This window comes from Thiomonas sp. FB-Cd (genome assembly GCF_000733775.1).
GTDB lineage: Bacteria > Pseudomonadota > Gammaproteobacteria > Burkholderiales > Burkholderiaceae_C > Thiomonas_A.
The window spans coordinates 763,765-777,829 of the sequence record NZ_JPOE01000002.1; the positions used below are offsets into that span (position 1 = coordinate 763,765).

9 protein-coding genes are annotated in these 14,065 nt (G+C 61.0%); all 9 read right to left on the reverse strand.

Annotated features, from left to right (window positions below; genetic code table 11):
- Window positions 1-2: 2 nt before the first annotated feature.
- The 9 genes from narH to CD04_RS0103800 all read right to left on the reverse strand — a co-directional run bounded on the left by narH (window position 3) and on the right by CD04_RS0103800 (window position 13,830).
- A complete protein-coding gene (gene narH / locus CD04_RS0103760; protein ID WP_031404456.1) occupies window positions 3-1,526 on the reverse strand; it encodes a nitrate reductase subunit beta in 1,524 nt (507 codons plus the stop codon).
- 24 nt (window positions 1,527-1,550) lie between these two features.
- Complete coding sequence (locus CD04_RS0103765) at window positions 1,551-5,363, reverse strand: nitrate reductase subunit alpha (RefSeq protein ID WP_031404457.1); 3,813 nt, start codon at window positions 5,361-5,363, stop codon at window positions 1,551-1,553.
- A gap of 43 nt (window positions 5,364-5,406) precedes the next feature.
- Window positions 5,407-6,816, reverse strand: a complete 1,410-nt coding sequence (locus CD04_RS0103770) for a NarK family nitrate/nitrite MFS transporter (RefSeq protein WP_031404458.1) — start codon at window positions 6,814-6,816, stop codon at window positions 5,407-5,409.
- Window positions 6,817-7,385: 569 nt separating this feature from the next.
- On the reverse strand, window positions 7,386-8,732 hold the full coding sequence (locus tag CD04_RS0103775; RefSeq protein WP_051848912.1) for a nitrate/nitrite transporter: 1,347 nt from the start codon (window positions 8,730-8,732) through the stop codon (window positions 7,386-7,388).
- Between the two features lie 227 nt (window positions 8,733-8,959).
- On the reverse strand, window positions 8,960-9,628 hold the full coding sequence (locus tag CD04_RS0103780) for a response regulator (RefSeq protein WP_031404460.1): 669 nt from the start codon (window positions 9,626-9,628) through the stop codon (window positions 8,960-8,962).
- A complete protein-coding gene (locus tag CD04_RS0103785) occupies window positions 9,603-11,540 on the reverse strand; it encodes a type IV pili methyl-accepting chemotaxis transducer N-terminal domain-containing protein (protein ID WP_031404461.1) in 1,938 nt (645 codons plus the stop codon). The genes CD04_RS0103780 and CD04_RS0103785 overlap by 26 nt, the downstream gene beginning before the upstream one ends.
- A 266-nt stretch (window positions 11,541-11,806) precedes the next feature.
- Window positions 11,807-12,511 carry a TetR/AcrR family transcriptional regulator gene (locus CD04_RS22440; protein WP_051848913.1) on the reverse strand — a complete coding sequence of 235 codons (705 nt, stop codon included), beginning with the start codon at window positions 12,509-12,511 and terminating at the stop codon, window positions 11,807-11,809.
- Window positions 12,512-12,534: 23 nt separating this feature from the next.
- Window positions 12,535-12,906, reverse strand: coding sequence for a hypothetical protein (locus tag CD04_RS0103795; protein ID WP_156030078.1), 372 nt, complete (start codon window positions 12,904-12,906; stop codon window positions 12,535-12,537).
- Between the two features lie 252 nt (window positions 12,907-13,158).
- Entirely contained in the window at window positions 13,159-13,830 is a 672-nt protein-coding gene (locus tag CD04_RS0103800; protein ID WP_031404464.1) for an SOS response-associated peptidase, read from the reverse strand.
- Window positions 13,831-14,065: the final 235 nt, after the last annotated feature.

The window sequence follows — 14,065 nt, forward strand, 5'->3', positions numbered from 1 at the left end:
GATCACGCTCCTGGCTTGATGGGGATTGTGCGGCGCTTTTTTGCGCTGAACAGGGAAGTCTTCGATTCGCCATCCGAGCAACCGTTGCCGAAGGTGAAGCCGCATGACCCTTTCAGATCGAACGCGTTCTCGGCATACTCGCGATGCGTGGTGGGAATCACGAAACGATCCTCGTAATTCGCAATGGCGAGGATGCGATACATCGCCTCCACGCTCGCCGCCGGCATGCCGACTTGTTCAATGGCTGCCACATTCGCCTGTCCATCAACATGCTTGCCTCGCATGTACGAGCGCATGGCCAACATGCGCTCAAGCGCACGCTGCACTGGAGCGGTGTCGCCTGCGGTCAGCAGGTTGGCGAGATACTGCAGTGGAATGCGCAGTTGCGAGACGTCGGGAAGTTCACCCTTGATCCCAACCAACCCGCTCTGCACGGCCGTCTGGATCGGCGAAAGCGGTGGCACGTACCAGACCATGGGCAGCGTTCGATATTCCGGATGAAGCGGAAGAGCGATCTTCCATTGCATTGCCATTTTGTAGACGGGCGAATGACGTGCGGCTTCCAACCAGGCTTCTGGTACGCCATCTTGACGTGCCTGGGCAACGATTTGCGGATCGTGGGGATCGAGGAACACCCCGAGTTGTGCCTCGTACAGATCCTTCTCGTTGGCGACACTGGCAGCCCGTTCGATCCCGTCGGCGTCGTATAACAAGACCCCCAGGTAGCGAATGCGCCCGACGCACGTCTCCGAGCATACGGTGGGCTGTCCGGCTTCAATGCGCGGATAGCAAAAAATGCATTTCTCTGACTTGCCCGATTCCCAGTTGTAGTAGATCTTCTTGTAGGGACAACCCGAAATGCACATGCGCCAGCCCCGACACTTGTCCTGGTCAATGAGCACGATGCCATCTTCCTCCCGCTTGTAGATCGCGCCCGACGGGCACGATGCCACACAGGCCGGGTTCAGGCAGTGCTCGCACAGCCGCGGCAGGTACATCATGAAGGTCTTCTCGAACTCCGCGTAGATCTCCTTTTGCATGCCTTCGAAATTTGCGTCGTGACTGCGCTTGGCAAACTCGCCGCCCAGCAATTCTTCCCAGTTCGGCCCCCATTCAATCTTGTCCATGCGCTGACCACTGATCAGGCTGCGTGGGCGTGCGGTGGGCGCAGCCTTGAGTTCGGGCGCCTTGTGCAGATGCTCGTAGTCGAACGTGAACGGCTCGTAATAGGCGTCGATCTCCGGCAGGTTGGGGTTGGCGAAAATCTTCATCAGGATGGACAGGCGCGAGCCCTGGCGCGGCTGCAGCTTGCCCTGCGCTGTGCGCGCCCAGCCGCCCTTCCATTTGTCCTGGTTTTCCCATTCCTTGGGGTACCCGATGCCGGGCTTGGTTTCGACGTTGTTGAACCAGGCGTATTCGACGCCGGGGCGCGATGTCCAAACCTGCTTGCACGTCACCGAGCAGGTGTGGCAGCCTATGCACTTGTCAAGGTTGAGCACCATGCCGATCTGTGCGCGTACTTTCATTGTGTTTCTCCAGGGTGCTGGCGTTCAGGCGGTGGGGTTTGGGACGTGCGGGCGCTCGTGGCTGTAGGCAGGGCCCGTGGGTTCGTCGAGCCAGTCCACTTTGGCCATCTTGCGCACGATGCAAAACGCATCGCGGTTGGCGCCGATCGTCCCGTAGTAATTCAACCCATAAGACAATTGCGCATAGCCGCCGATCATGTGCGTGGGCTTGAGCACGATGCGTGTGACGGCGTTGTGCACACCGCCCCTTGCCTGGGTGATTTGTGATGCCGGGGTGTTGACCGTGCGTTCCTGAGCGTGGTACATCATCGCCATTCCCGGCTTCACCCGTTGGCTGACGACAGCGCGCGCGACGATGGCGCCATTGGCGTTGAAAACTTCGATCCAGTCGTTGTCCGAAATTCCTGCCACTTTTGCGTCCTCCTCAGAAATCCAGACGCAAGGCCCGCCGCGGCTCAGGGTGAGCATGATCAAGCCGTCGGAATAGGTGCTGTGGATGCCCCACTTTTGATGGGGCGTAATCCAGTTCAGCACGATTTCCCGATTGCCGTTGTGAAACTTGCCAAGCACCGGGCCGACCGCCTTGAGGTTGACAGGCGGTCGATACAGGGCGAATCCCTCGCCGAAGGCCCGCATCCACGCGTGATCCTGGTAGAACTGTTGGCGCCCGGTCAGCGTACGCCAAGGGATGTTCTCGTGGACGTTGGTGTAGCTGGCGTTGTAGCAAATCTTCTCGTCAATGATGCCCGACCAGGTCGGCGAGTTGATGACGCGGCGTGGTTGCGCCTGAAGGTCGCGATAGCGGATCTTTTCCTGCTCCCGTCCAGCTGGCATGTGGCTGAGATCAAGGCCCGTCTTTTTCGACAGGGCAGCCCACGCCTTGGTTGCCACCTGCCCGTTTGTCTCTGGGGAAAGCATCATGACCATTTCGGCCGCATCGATGTCGCTGAGAATCTGCGGACGACCCTCAGTCGGGCCTGGGTCGCGTACTGACCCGTTGAGGTTGCCCAGCGCTTGCACTTCCTCACGGGCGTCCCAGGAAATGCCATGTCCATGCCCGGCGTCGGGCTTGTCCATGAGCGGCCCGAGCGCAGTGAAGAAACTGTAGACATGCGGGTAATCGCGCTGCACTTCGGTGATGTTCGGCGCGCTCTTGCCAGGAATGAGTTCGACCTCGTCGCGTTTCCATTCGCGTACGTCCAGACCCTGCCCAAGCTCGGCGGCGCTGTCGTGCATGAGCGGTGTCAGGACGACATCGTGCTCGACGCCAAGGTGGCCGACGCAAACCTCGGAGAATTTCTTCGCGATCCCTTTGAAGATCTCCCAGTCCGAGCGCGCTTCCCAGGTGGGGTCCACAGCTGCCGACAGCGGATGAATGAAGGTGTGCATGTCGGTCGTGTTGAGATCGTTTTTCTCGTACCACGTCGCAGCGGGAAGCAGCACATCGGAAAAAAGACCGGTGCTGCTCATGCGAAAGTCCAGTGTAACGAGGAGATCGAGCTTGCCTTCAGGTGCCTGATCGTGCCAAGTCACCTGTTCCGGGCGCGGGTCATCCGGGCCCAGATCATTGCCGAGCACGCCATGTTTGGTCCCGATGAGGTGCCGAAGGAAGTACTCCGAGCCCTTGCCCGAGGCGCCCAGCAGATTGGACCGCCAGACAAACATGTTGCGAGGCCAGTTGATTGGGTTGTCAGGGTCCTCGCAACTCATCTGAAGGGTGCCGTCCTTCAACCCCTTGACGACATAATCCCGGGAGGAGAGACCGATGGAGGCGGCATGACGGGCAATATGCAGCGGGTTGGTCTGGAGCTGTGGCGCCGAAGGCAGCCACCCCATGCGCTCGGCGCGCACGTTGTAGTCAATCATGCTGCCACCAAATGCCTTGGCATCGGCCAGCGGCGAGAGAATCTCGTCGACGCCCAGTTTTTCATAGCGCCACTGGTCGGTGTGCGCATAGAAAAAGCTGGTTGCATTCATCTGCCGAGGCGGTTTGACCCAGTCCAGCGCAAACGTCAGCACCGACCATCCGGCTTGCGGGCGCAACGCTTCTTGCCCCACGTAATGCGCCCAACCACCGCCGGGCACGCCGATGCATCCGCTCATCATCAGCATATTGATGATGGCGCGGTAATTCATGTCGGCGTGGTACCAATGGTTGATGCCGGCCCCGAGGATGACCATGGATGTGCCATGTGTCTTGTGCGCGTTGCTTGCGAACTCCCTGGCGATACGCTCGACGACTGATGCAGGGACCCCGGTAATTTTTTCCTGCCAGGCTGGGGTGTAGGGGACGTCGTCCGCGAAACTCTTTGCGCAGGAATTCCGTTCGTCGCCAAGACCGCGGTCAATGCCGTAATGCGCGGCCAGAAGGTCATACACGGTGGCGACCTTGACGGCAACCTCGTCGCCCTGCGCATCGCGCAAGTTCAGGAATCGATACGGAACCTTGCGCACCAGCACGTCGTCTTGCACGTTGCCGGGGTGGTGTTCAGCATGCACACCGCCGAAATATGGGAACCCGACGTCGGCTGCCCCGTCCTTGTGCTCGATGAGGCTCAGCGCCAGCTCCTTGGGTTCACCGCTACGGGCGTCCCGCGGCTCCAAGTTCCACTGACTCGCTGCCTGGCCCTGAGGCTGCCAGCGAAACCCGATCGAGCCGTGGGGCAGTGCTACGTCGCCGTTGCTGTCGAACGCCACCGTTTTCCACTCGGGATTGGTCTCCTGCCCGAGCAGGTCAGGGAAATCGCTTGCCCGCAGCGTGCGCCCTGCGGTCAGGACCTTTCGACCGTCGGGCAGCATGCGTTCGTCCAGGCGCACAAGCAGGGGCATGTCGGTCAGGCGCCTGCAATAGTCGAGAAAGTATTCCGATGGGTTGGCGCCGAAATGGAATTCGCGCAGGATGACATGTCCCATGGCCATGGCCATCGCAGCGTCGGTTCCCTGCTTGGGGTGCACCCACTCGTCACTGAGCTTGGCGACCTCGGAGTAGTCAGGCGATACGGCGACGGTCTTGGCGCCACGGTACCGCGCCTCGGTATAGAAGTGCGCATCCGGTGTGCGCGTTTGCGGCACGTTCGAGCCCCAGGCCATGATGTAATTGGCGTTGAACCACTCGGCCGATTCGGGGACATCCGTTTGTTCGCCCCAGGTCTGCGGCGAGGCTGGCGGCAGGTCGCAATACCAGTCGTAAAAACTGCCCATCACGCCGCCAAGCAGGCTGATATAGCGTGCGCCGGAAGCGAACGACACCATGGACATCGCCGGGATCGGCGAAAAGCCGAAGATGCGGTCCGGCCCGTAGGTCTTGACCGTGTAGGCGTTTGCTGCGGCGATGATCTCGTTGACATCGTCCCAGCGCGCGCGAATAAAGCCGCCCATGCCGCGCAGCTGCTGGTACTCCTTGCGCTTGACAGGGTCTTGCACGATGCTCGCCCAAGCCTCGACCGGATCCAGGGTCTTGCGCGCTTCGCGCCACATTTTCATCAACCGGCCGCGCACCATCGGGTATTTCACGCGGTTGGCCGAATACTGATACCAGCTGGCTGATGCCCCCCTCTGGCAGCCGCGCGGCTCGTGGTTTGGCATGTCTGGATGGGTGCGCGGGTAATCCGTCTGCTGGGTTTCCCAGGTGATGATGCCGCCCTTGACGTAAATCTTCCACGAGCACGATCCCGTGCAATTGACGCCGTGGGTCGAACGCACGATCTTGTCGTGCTGCCAACGCCCGCGGTAAGTGTCTTCCCACGTACGGTCTTCCGTGGTGACTTCGCCGTGCCCATTGGCAAATGCGTCGCGTTGTCGACTGAAGTGGGTAAGCCGATCAAGAAAGTGACTCATGGAGAATCCTCTTCTGGGTGATGTTGGGCGGGAGCGTTTGGATCTAGCAGGGGCGCCGGGCACCTTTGCGCGCGTAGAACCACCAAGTCACGACGATGCACGACAGGTAAAACGCGATGAATCCAACGAGCGCTGCATGCGGGCTGCCCGTCATGGCAATGGACGTGCCATAGCTCTTTGGAATGAAAAAGCCGCCGTAGGCACCAATTGCGGCGGTGAAACCCAAGACCGCAGCGGCCTGTTTGTTGCCTTCTTTGACTGCGCCCGCTTCGGCGCCCGGGCCCTGGCTTCGTGCATTGTCCAAAGCCTCGTCCATGAAGATCACCGGGATCATGCGGAACGTGGAGCCGTTGCCAATGCCCGTGGTGACGAAGAGCAGCATGAAGCTGATAAAGAAGCCGACCAGATTGCCCTTGGATGCGCCAAATGGGAGAAATTGAAGAACGCCAACCACGCCGAGCGTCATTGCGATGAAGTTCCAGAAAGTGACGCGTGCGCCGCCGATCTTGTCAGCCAGCCAACCGCCTACGGGACGGATGAGCGCGCCGACAAATGGGCCCATCCAGGCGAACGCCAACGGGTCAACGCCGGGAAACTGACTCTTGATCAGCAGTGGGAACCCGGCGGAGAATCCGATAAACGAGCCAAAGGTGCCGAGGTAGAGCCAGCACATGATCCAGTTGTGCTTGGACTTGAAAATCACGGCCTGTTCGGAAAATGAGGCCCGAGCATCCGTGATGTCATGCATCAACAGCAGCGCCAGCAATGACGTGAGCACGATGGGCAAGACCCATACGAAGCCGGCGTTTTGCAGCCAAATGTGTTTGGCCACCCCATTGGCTTGGGCCACGCTTTGGGGCTCACCGCCGAACCAGCCAAAAATGCCCACAGAGACGACCAGGGGAACCATGAACTGCACGGCGGAAACGCCAAGGTTGCCAAGGCCTGCATTGAGCCCGAGCGCTGAGCCCTTGCGCTCCTTCGGAAAGAAAAAGCTGATGTTCGCCATTGACGAGCTGAAATTTCCACCGCCGAATCCGCACAGCGCAGCCAGAAACAGCATGACCCAGTATGGGGTGCCGACGTGCTGCACGGCGTAGCCGATGCCGATAGCGGGGACCACCAGGGACAGCGTTGACAGCACCGTCCATCGCCTTCCGCCCACGATCGGCACGATGAACGCATAAAAAATGCGGAGGGTAGCGCCCGACAACGACGGCATTGCAGCCAGCCAGAAGAGTTCATTCGTGCTGTACGTGAAGCCCACATTGGGCAGCTTTGTGACGACTGCGCTCCACACCATCCAGACTGCAAATGCGAGAAACAAGGCTGGAATCGAGAGCCAAAGATTCTGATTGGCAATTGCGCGACCCTCACGCTCCCAGAAGGCCTTGTCCTCTGGAGTCCAGATCTTGAGTATTCGGCCCACGCCAGTCGAATCGTTGGAACGCATCGTATTTTCCAAAAGGGGAATGTCAGCAACTGAAGTCTTGCCAGATCCCGTACGGTGGGGCCACACGGCCGTTTGAGTCAGGATTTGGATTGCGTCGTCAGGGTGGAGATTAGGCGTGGGCGCGTGTCGTGAACATTCGCCAGATGAGTGAGCGAGGGAATGGGGCCTCGTTCGAAAGAACTACCGATCGGCAGCCCCGCAGTAGCCTGCGACCTGCGATGGAGTCCTTGTGTGCACGCACACGCGCGTTCAAAGCGTCAGGATCCCTCGGCCCCGACCCGATGGGCGGCGGCCGCCCGAGCTTCGCTCTGCAATTGCGTCCCGTTCAGGGCGGCAAACGGAGTCTGGCATTCCATGTTTGCCAGCACAGCCATGGCATCGATCGAATTGGGCGGCAGCCCCCCAAGTCACCCGCCCCTCGCTCACCGCGGGCAGCGCGCCCGCTTGCTGTCACCCGCAGAGGCGCCGCAGGCGGTACCAGCTCACCAACCGAGGTGGCGAACCCCGAGTTGCTGAGGGCTGCGATGCGGCGGGCGAGCCAGAGTCGCCGCATGGCCGCTTCCTGCAATTTACGGCAATGTCAGCGACTCATGGCGTGGCGCGTGAGGGACGCGTAACGTGATACCGGTGCGCGTGGCGTAGAGCAGGCTGGTCAATGCGATGCTCAGCAGCGCAAGTCCGATGTACACGCTATAGCCGCGGATATAACCAATGGTTCCCATTGCCTGCGCCATGTGGCCCAGTATTGGTGGAACCACAAACCCGCCCAAGGCGCCGAGGCCTCCGACCCACCCGGCCGTGCCACCGACGGCGTGCGGGACATAGTGGGGCACGAGTTTGAACACGGCCGCATTTGCCACGCCCATTCCTGTTGCCACGAGCGCTTCACCAAGTACAGTCAGCCAAAAATCTTGCGAGAGTGTCATGACACCGGCTCCAAGCAGTAGGGCTGTATAGGCCAGGAGTGCCACCTTTTCCCCACCGAATCTGTCGGACCAGGAGCCGCCGGGTACTCGAATCAGTGAGGAATACAGGGAGAAACCCGCCGTCAATCCGAGTGCGACCCAATGCGGGGTCTTGTAGAAAGAACCCCAAAAAGTTGGTAGCCACGCGGTCAGTGCGAGGAATCCACCGAAGGATGTGAAATACAGCGCCACGAGCGGCCACGTACGCCAACTCGCTGCCGAGTCCAGGAGCGTGCGCAAGACGCTCGTTGCCGGGAAGAGCTCCTGTCCCTGACTCTTCGCCACCCCCCGGGCTTGATCTGGGGTTGATCCGCGATGCAGCTGCTGAAAATACGGCGCGTTGAATCCGAGGACGGCGTACAAAGCGATGCCGCTCAGCACGATGACAAGGGATACGAGGTACCCCGCCCAAAGGCCTCCGACTGCGATGATCAGCGGGAGGATGATGGCAACCAAGCCAGGTGAGGTATTGCCGAATCCCGCGTAGAAGGCCAAAGCCTTGCCCTGTTGCGCCTGAGGGAACCAGTACGACACCTGGCCAATTCCGACAGAGAAGGTGGCGATGCCACACCCGCCGAGCGCGCCGAAGAACAGTAGCCACGGGTAATCCGCCTGGGTCAAGTGGTCCGGATAGAGGGTCAGCAACATCCAGTACAACCCGGCGATGCCGATGACCGAGGCAACCAACAGGATCAGGAAAGGCAGCTTGCCGCCATTGCGATCAACCCAAGCTGCGAACGGGATGCGAAGGAGCGAACCGGTCAGCATCGGCATGGCTACCAACAGGCCGACTTGCCCGGGGTCGAGGTGCATGAGTTTGATAAATGTCAGTGCCGTCGGGCCGAAAAGTGAGACGGCACCAAAGCCGATGAAAAATCCGACGGTCGCGCCGATCAGTGATCGTTGGGGGGTACCCTTGAGCGCATCGAAGGCGGATGAGGTGGTTTGCATGGCGAGCCTCTGGAGATCGCGTCTGCGGCCCCCGTTCGAGAAGGGGGCCGCAGACGCGACGGCAATGAACTATCCCGCAACCAATCTAGGCGCTGTCGTGCGCGCCGACCATTCGTCCATCGACCAGGAGTCGGATCCAAAGGAACGAGCGTGCCGCCGCAGGGATCGTTCGATCGGCGTACGTCGAATGCTCCGGCAAACCAGGCCGGCTGTGGTGCCCAGCTCTGTCAGGCGCCCGGACCGTGGCCGCTGGCATAGACGGCGATTTGCACCCGTGAGCTGAGATCGAGCTTGCGCAGGATGCTTTGCACATGCACTTTGACCGTTGTTTCGGCGATGTCGAATTCCCGGGCAATCTGTTTGTTGCTCGCACCACGGGCAATAGCGGCTGCGATCTGACGCTCGCGCGGACTCAGGGGCCCGGCCATCGCCGAGCCCTCCCCGCCTTCGGATGATGCCGAAAATGCCTCGGCCACTTTCGGTGCCATTTCCGCACCGATCACGAGTTCGCCCTTCTGCGCCCGGTATACCGCTGCGATGAGCTCGCTGGCCTCGCAGGTCTTGAGGAGATATCCGCTGGCCCCAGCACGCAGTGCCGCGCCGAGGTCAGCCGCGTCCTCACTCACCGTGAGCATCAAAACGCGAGCCCCGGGCGCGGCCTGCCGCAAGCCTGCCACCGCATCCACGCCGCGCACCCCGGGCAGATGGTTGTCGAGCAGCACAACGTCGGGCGCCAGCTGCGTGGCAAGGCGCTGCGCCTGCCCAGCGTCAGCGGCCTCGCCCACCACGCGCAGCCGCGGATCCTCGGCAAACAGCGCGGCCAAGCCACGCCGGAACAGGGCATGGTCATCGACCAGAAGCAGGCGAATCTCAGGCAGGATTGGAGGATTGGGCATCGGTATCGGTATCGTGATCATGGATTGCGGTGCGCGCCAAGGTCGGCGGCAGACTCAAGACGACGCGGGTTCCCTGGCCGCGGGCAGACTCGATATGCAGCGTGGCCCCAATATTTGCGGCACGCTCCTTCATGATTTGCTGCCCGATGTGCGCCGCGGAATCTCCCGCGGACTCCGATATGTCGAAACCGGTTCCGTCATCAGAAATCTCAAAGCGCCAGTCCGGAAGGCTGTTGACGGTCACATTGACGGATTGCGCCCGGGCGTGTTTTCGCACGTTCGACAGGGCCTCTTGCACGACGTGGAGAACCTGCACCTGAATATCGGGATCCAGCGGTTTGCCCTGGCCATTGAAATGAAGGTTCGCTTTGACACCGCTTTGAAGTTCGAATTTCTGCAACGTGCTCCGCAACACGGGTTCGATATCCTCAGCGTGCGTTCGGGTGCGGAAATGCAAAAGCAGTTCGCGAACGTCGAGCAGGCTTTCGCGTACACCAAGGTCGAGTTCGTCAACCACCTTGTCGATTCGATGAGCGCTTCCTGCTTTGAGTGCGGTGCGTAGCAGCTGAAGCTGGATTTTCATGAACGCCAGTGCCTGTGCAATGGAGTCATGCAGCTCACGCGCAAGCAAGGCGCGCTCGCGCGACACCATGGTTTCGCGTTCCAACGCTGCGCTGCGCAGACTCTCCATGGCAGCAGCGAGATGTCCCGCAAGGGCATCAAGCAGCGCATGTTGTGCAGGGTCGGCTAGGTGCGGCCTTCGATAAAGCAGGTCGATCTCGCCGAGCAGGCGGTGCTGGATTGAAACAGGGATGCTGACCAGCGTACTGAAGCCTGCGCGCACGCAGGCTGTTTCTCCGTGGGGGTCGCCTTCGGCTTCTCCCGGCCGGCGAAACTGCACAACTTGGGGGCCGGCGTCGGCCTCGGCCTGGCCACAGTAGCAGGAGCCACGGATCAAGCAGCGTTCATCTTCCATGAGTTTCGGCGCGACCCCCTCCGCTGCAAGCAGGACGTAGCGCTGAGCCGACTCGTCGGTCCAGCGCAGAACAGCGGCGTCCGCACCGGAGATGCGCTGCACGGCCTGAGTGAACGAGTCAGCCAACGCGTCCAGACTTGGCGCGCGCGAAGCCATGGCACTGACCTCATAAAGCGCGGCAAGCCTTTGCTGCTCCGCTTGCAGATCTGCGGTTTTTTGGCGCACGCGTTCTTCCAGGCCTTCATAAACAGCCTGGAGTTGTTGGGCCATGCGGTTGAAGCCGCGAGCAAGATCGCCGAGTTCGTCGGTGGTCTCGACCGTAACGCGGGCACTGTAGTCACCGCGCTCGAGCGCAGCCGCACCGCGGCTGAGTCGCCCCACTGGGTCAAGTACCAGAAGATAAGCCGCAAAGAACATAAACATCGTCCCGATGACCACCAGTCCGAGCATCGCCAGCTGGGCTGTGTGCAGCAGCGCACTCCAGAAATCGAGCCGGCGCTCAATCGACATGACGAAGGCGTCGACATTGGAGACGAATCGGTCCAGGTCCGTGCGTGTGACGGGCCCGCTTGCTGCCGGATTGAGCCAACGCGGACGCAAACCTTGCCAATCCGCCAGCACGATGGCGTAGTGCGCGCGAATTTGGGGATCCCAAGGGACAAAAAGCGGCCGTGTCTCGTCACCCCTGCGCAGCAATTCCAGGCTGTCTTGCATCTGTCCAAGCTCTTGCGCCACGGTTGTGTGCGCGGGAGCAACCTCGGTCAATGCAAGCCGATAACTCATCATGCGAAGGCGTCCAGCCTCATTCACCGCGGCGGCACCACCCTCCAGATTCCAGGAGACCCACAACGTGGCGCCGACCGAAAGCAATGACAACACCAAAAACACGCCTGCAAACACGGCGAGCTTTGCAGTGAGCGTCCAGCGCGTTTGCATAAAGGTATGGATATTCAAATTCGGGGGTACACGCGTGCTGTACCAATCCCTCGGTGACTGGCATTGGCCAGCGACATCGGCAGTGTAAGGCTCATCGTGCGCCATATTGGCGCGGCTCCATACGCACAGCCGAGGCAACTCCAAAACGAAGGAGCAATGGCATCGAACCGAGCAAGGAGGCTGCTGGCTCCACGCCGCGCAGCGCGCTGTTGCCGTCCGCGCTTCGTGCCCGCGCTTGTCCGCCGGGATTTCGCTTGTGCAGTGCCTTAGTCCGACGCTGTTTCCGGGGATGTCTCGAGATGCTTGAGCCCTCCAATAAAGAGCGCAACGGAGCGTCGGACCCAGGTTTCCAGGTCGTCTTGTGACATGGGTGTGCCCAAGCCGATTGCGCGCATTTGCGGCAACGACACGACCATCTGCAAAAACTGCTCGGCGGCAAAAGTGGCGCTCGCAACGCCCAGTTCCCTGAGCTCCGCATCGTTCATCAGCAGTTTCACAATCAAATGCATCGCTTCCTCGCGTCCTCCCGCCTGCGCCACCGCTGCGGCCAAGTCGGGGAAGCGCGCGGACTCGGCAACGATCAGCCGATAAAGGGCCAAAATGTTGGGGTTCAGTGCACCGCGCAGTATGAGTCTCGCCAGATTCTCCAGAATCTGCTCGAGTCCACTTCCGTCGATCAGCGGCACATGGGTTGGTGGGCGTGCCGAGTCGATGAGCCGCGCGACGACAGCGCTCATGAGCGCCTTTTTGTCGTCAAACCGGTGATAGAAAGTTCTCTTGGAAACCCCCGCCGCACTGGCGACGGCTTCGATGCTGGTGGCGCCATAGCCGCTGGTCAGGAGCAAACCCGTTGCCGCATCCAGGATGCGTTCGCGAAATTGTTCGGACGCCTCGCGCGAAGGACGTCCACCACGCGCCCCGACCGGGCGCGATCCGGATGCGCTGGCAGATTGCAGGCTGGCTGGACTCATCGCTGCGCAGCGCGGATGCGCCCTCAGCGGCGCTCGTCATCGTCGCGTGGCCCCGCGTAATAGGCGGGCTGGGGTACATAGTAGGCAGGCGCCGGGGCATAGCTGTAGGCAGGCGGCGCGGTGTAAACGACGGCGGGCGCGTTGTAATACACGGGGGGCGGTGCATAGTACGCCGGCGGCGTGACGACTCGCGGGCCGTTTGCGGCAACAACGAAAGGTGCGCTGACGATGGCTGCAGCGAGTCCCACGACCGCGGCGATCACGCCAATACGGCCAAATTCGTGCCCATCGCCACGCCCATAACCGTGGCCTTCAGCCCACGCGGGGCTCGATGTTGCCAACCCCACAGCGATAGCCATCACCAACGACATGGAGAATTTTCGCGATCTGTTCATGCTTTCAGCCTCCAGGAATCGAGCTCGCAACGACGAAGCCCATAAAGTACAGGATAGCGCCTAAATTAACGCAACGCAACCGGTGCGTTGCGTTAATCCATCAATGACTCCATGGTGATCGAGCCAACATCGATGCGTGTGGAGCGGGTCGCCCGTGGGGCGAATCAATGTCGCGCGGGAAAGCATCGCTTGGCATCCGCACTTGCGACCTCAACCTCGTAACCGGAATTGCCCCCTCGCGGGTTCTGCGCGCTATGGGTACTCGATCGGCTCCAGCATCTCGGCCCGATCATTCCGGACGTTTCCCACAGCCTTCGTGACAGGATAGGCACCGAGGTCAACGTCCGACAGCGGCCGAAGCAGTGCGCGAAGCTCGGACGGGTGTGTTGCCGGATCGAGCCATCGCGCCACTTCGTCGTGGGTCAGAATCACGGGCATGCGGTCATGCAGGTTGCGCATCCACGCATTGGCCTCGGTGGTGAGGATGGTGAAGGTTTCCAACGGCTGACCATCCGGAGGCGCCCAGTGCTCCCAGAGCCCGGCCATGCCGAGAAGATCGCCATCCTTGCGGTGGATGAAATACGGCTGCTTACCGAGAGCCTGTTGCGTCCACTCGAAAAAACCATCGGCCGGAATGATGCAGCGCCGGGCCTTGAAGGCCGCACGGAAGGCGGGCTTTTCGGCGGCAGTCTCGCAGCGGGCATTGAACAGTCGACTGCCAATGCCTGGGTCCTCGGCCCATGAAGGGATCAGGCCCCAGCGCAGGAGATCCACACGGCGGTGGGCATGTTCGCAGCGAACAACCGGAGCGAACTGCATGGGTCCGATGTTGTAGTGCGCACTCCAAACGAGCCCCGATACGTCCGCGTGAAATTCATCACGAATGCGCACGGGTGGACTTTTTAGCGCGAAGCGGCCGCACATAGGGTTGATCAGGAAGACTTGTTGCGGCCAAGCATACGCGACCCTGGCTGCCAATTGCGGAGTGCCGACTGGGGCGGGCCGCACTTCATTCATCCGTTGCTTATATGGATGCCTCCCGGCGATCAAGAGCAATCGGCGTTGTGCTGTGAAGAGTCGGCTGCCGCCTTATATCCGGCCTCGATCGCGGGTTGTCTGGTTGCCCAGACGCGCCGCCGGCCCCGATGTCATTCGCGGA

Coding starts and splice junctions, on each gene's coding strand:
- CD04_RS22440 (WP_051848913.1), bottom strand. CDS start 12,511: ATGAGTCCAGCCAGCCTGCAATCTGCCAGCGCATCCGGATCGCGCCCG.
- CD04_RS0103780 (WP_031404460.1), bottom strand. CDS start 9,628: ATGCCCAATCCTCCAATCCTGCCTGAGATTCGCCTGCTTCTGGTCGAT.
- narH (WP_031404456.1), bottom strand. CDS start 1,526: ATGAAAGTACGCGCACAGATCGGCATGGTGCTCAACCTTGACAAGTGC.
- CD04_RS0103795 (WP_156030078.1), bottom strand. CDS start 12,906: ATGAACAGATCGCGAAAATTCTCCATGTCGTTGGTGATGGCTATCGCT.
- CD04_RS0103785 (WP_031404461.1), bottom strand. CDS start 11,540: ATGCAAACGCGCTGGACGCTCACTGCAAAGCTCGCCGTGTTTGCAGGC.
- CD04_RS0103800 (WP_031404464.1), bottom strand. CDS start 13,830: ATGTGCGGCCGCTTCGCGCTAAAAAGTCCACCCGTGCGCATTCGTGAT.
- CD04_RS0103765 (WP_031404457.1), bottom strand. CDS start 5,363: ATGAGTCACTTTCTTGATCGGCTTACCCACTTCAGTCGACAACGCGAC.
- CD04_RS0103770 (WP_031404458.1), bottom strand. CDS start 6,816: ATGCGTTCCAACGATTCGACTGGCGTGGGCCGAATACTCAAGATCTGG.
- CD04_RS0103775 (WP_051848912.1), bottom strand. CDS start 8,732: ATGCAAACCACCTCATCCGCCTTCGATGCGCTCAAGGGTACCCCCCAA.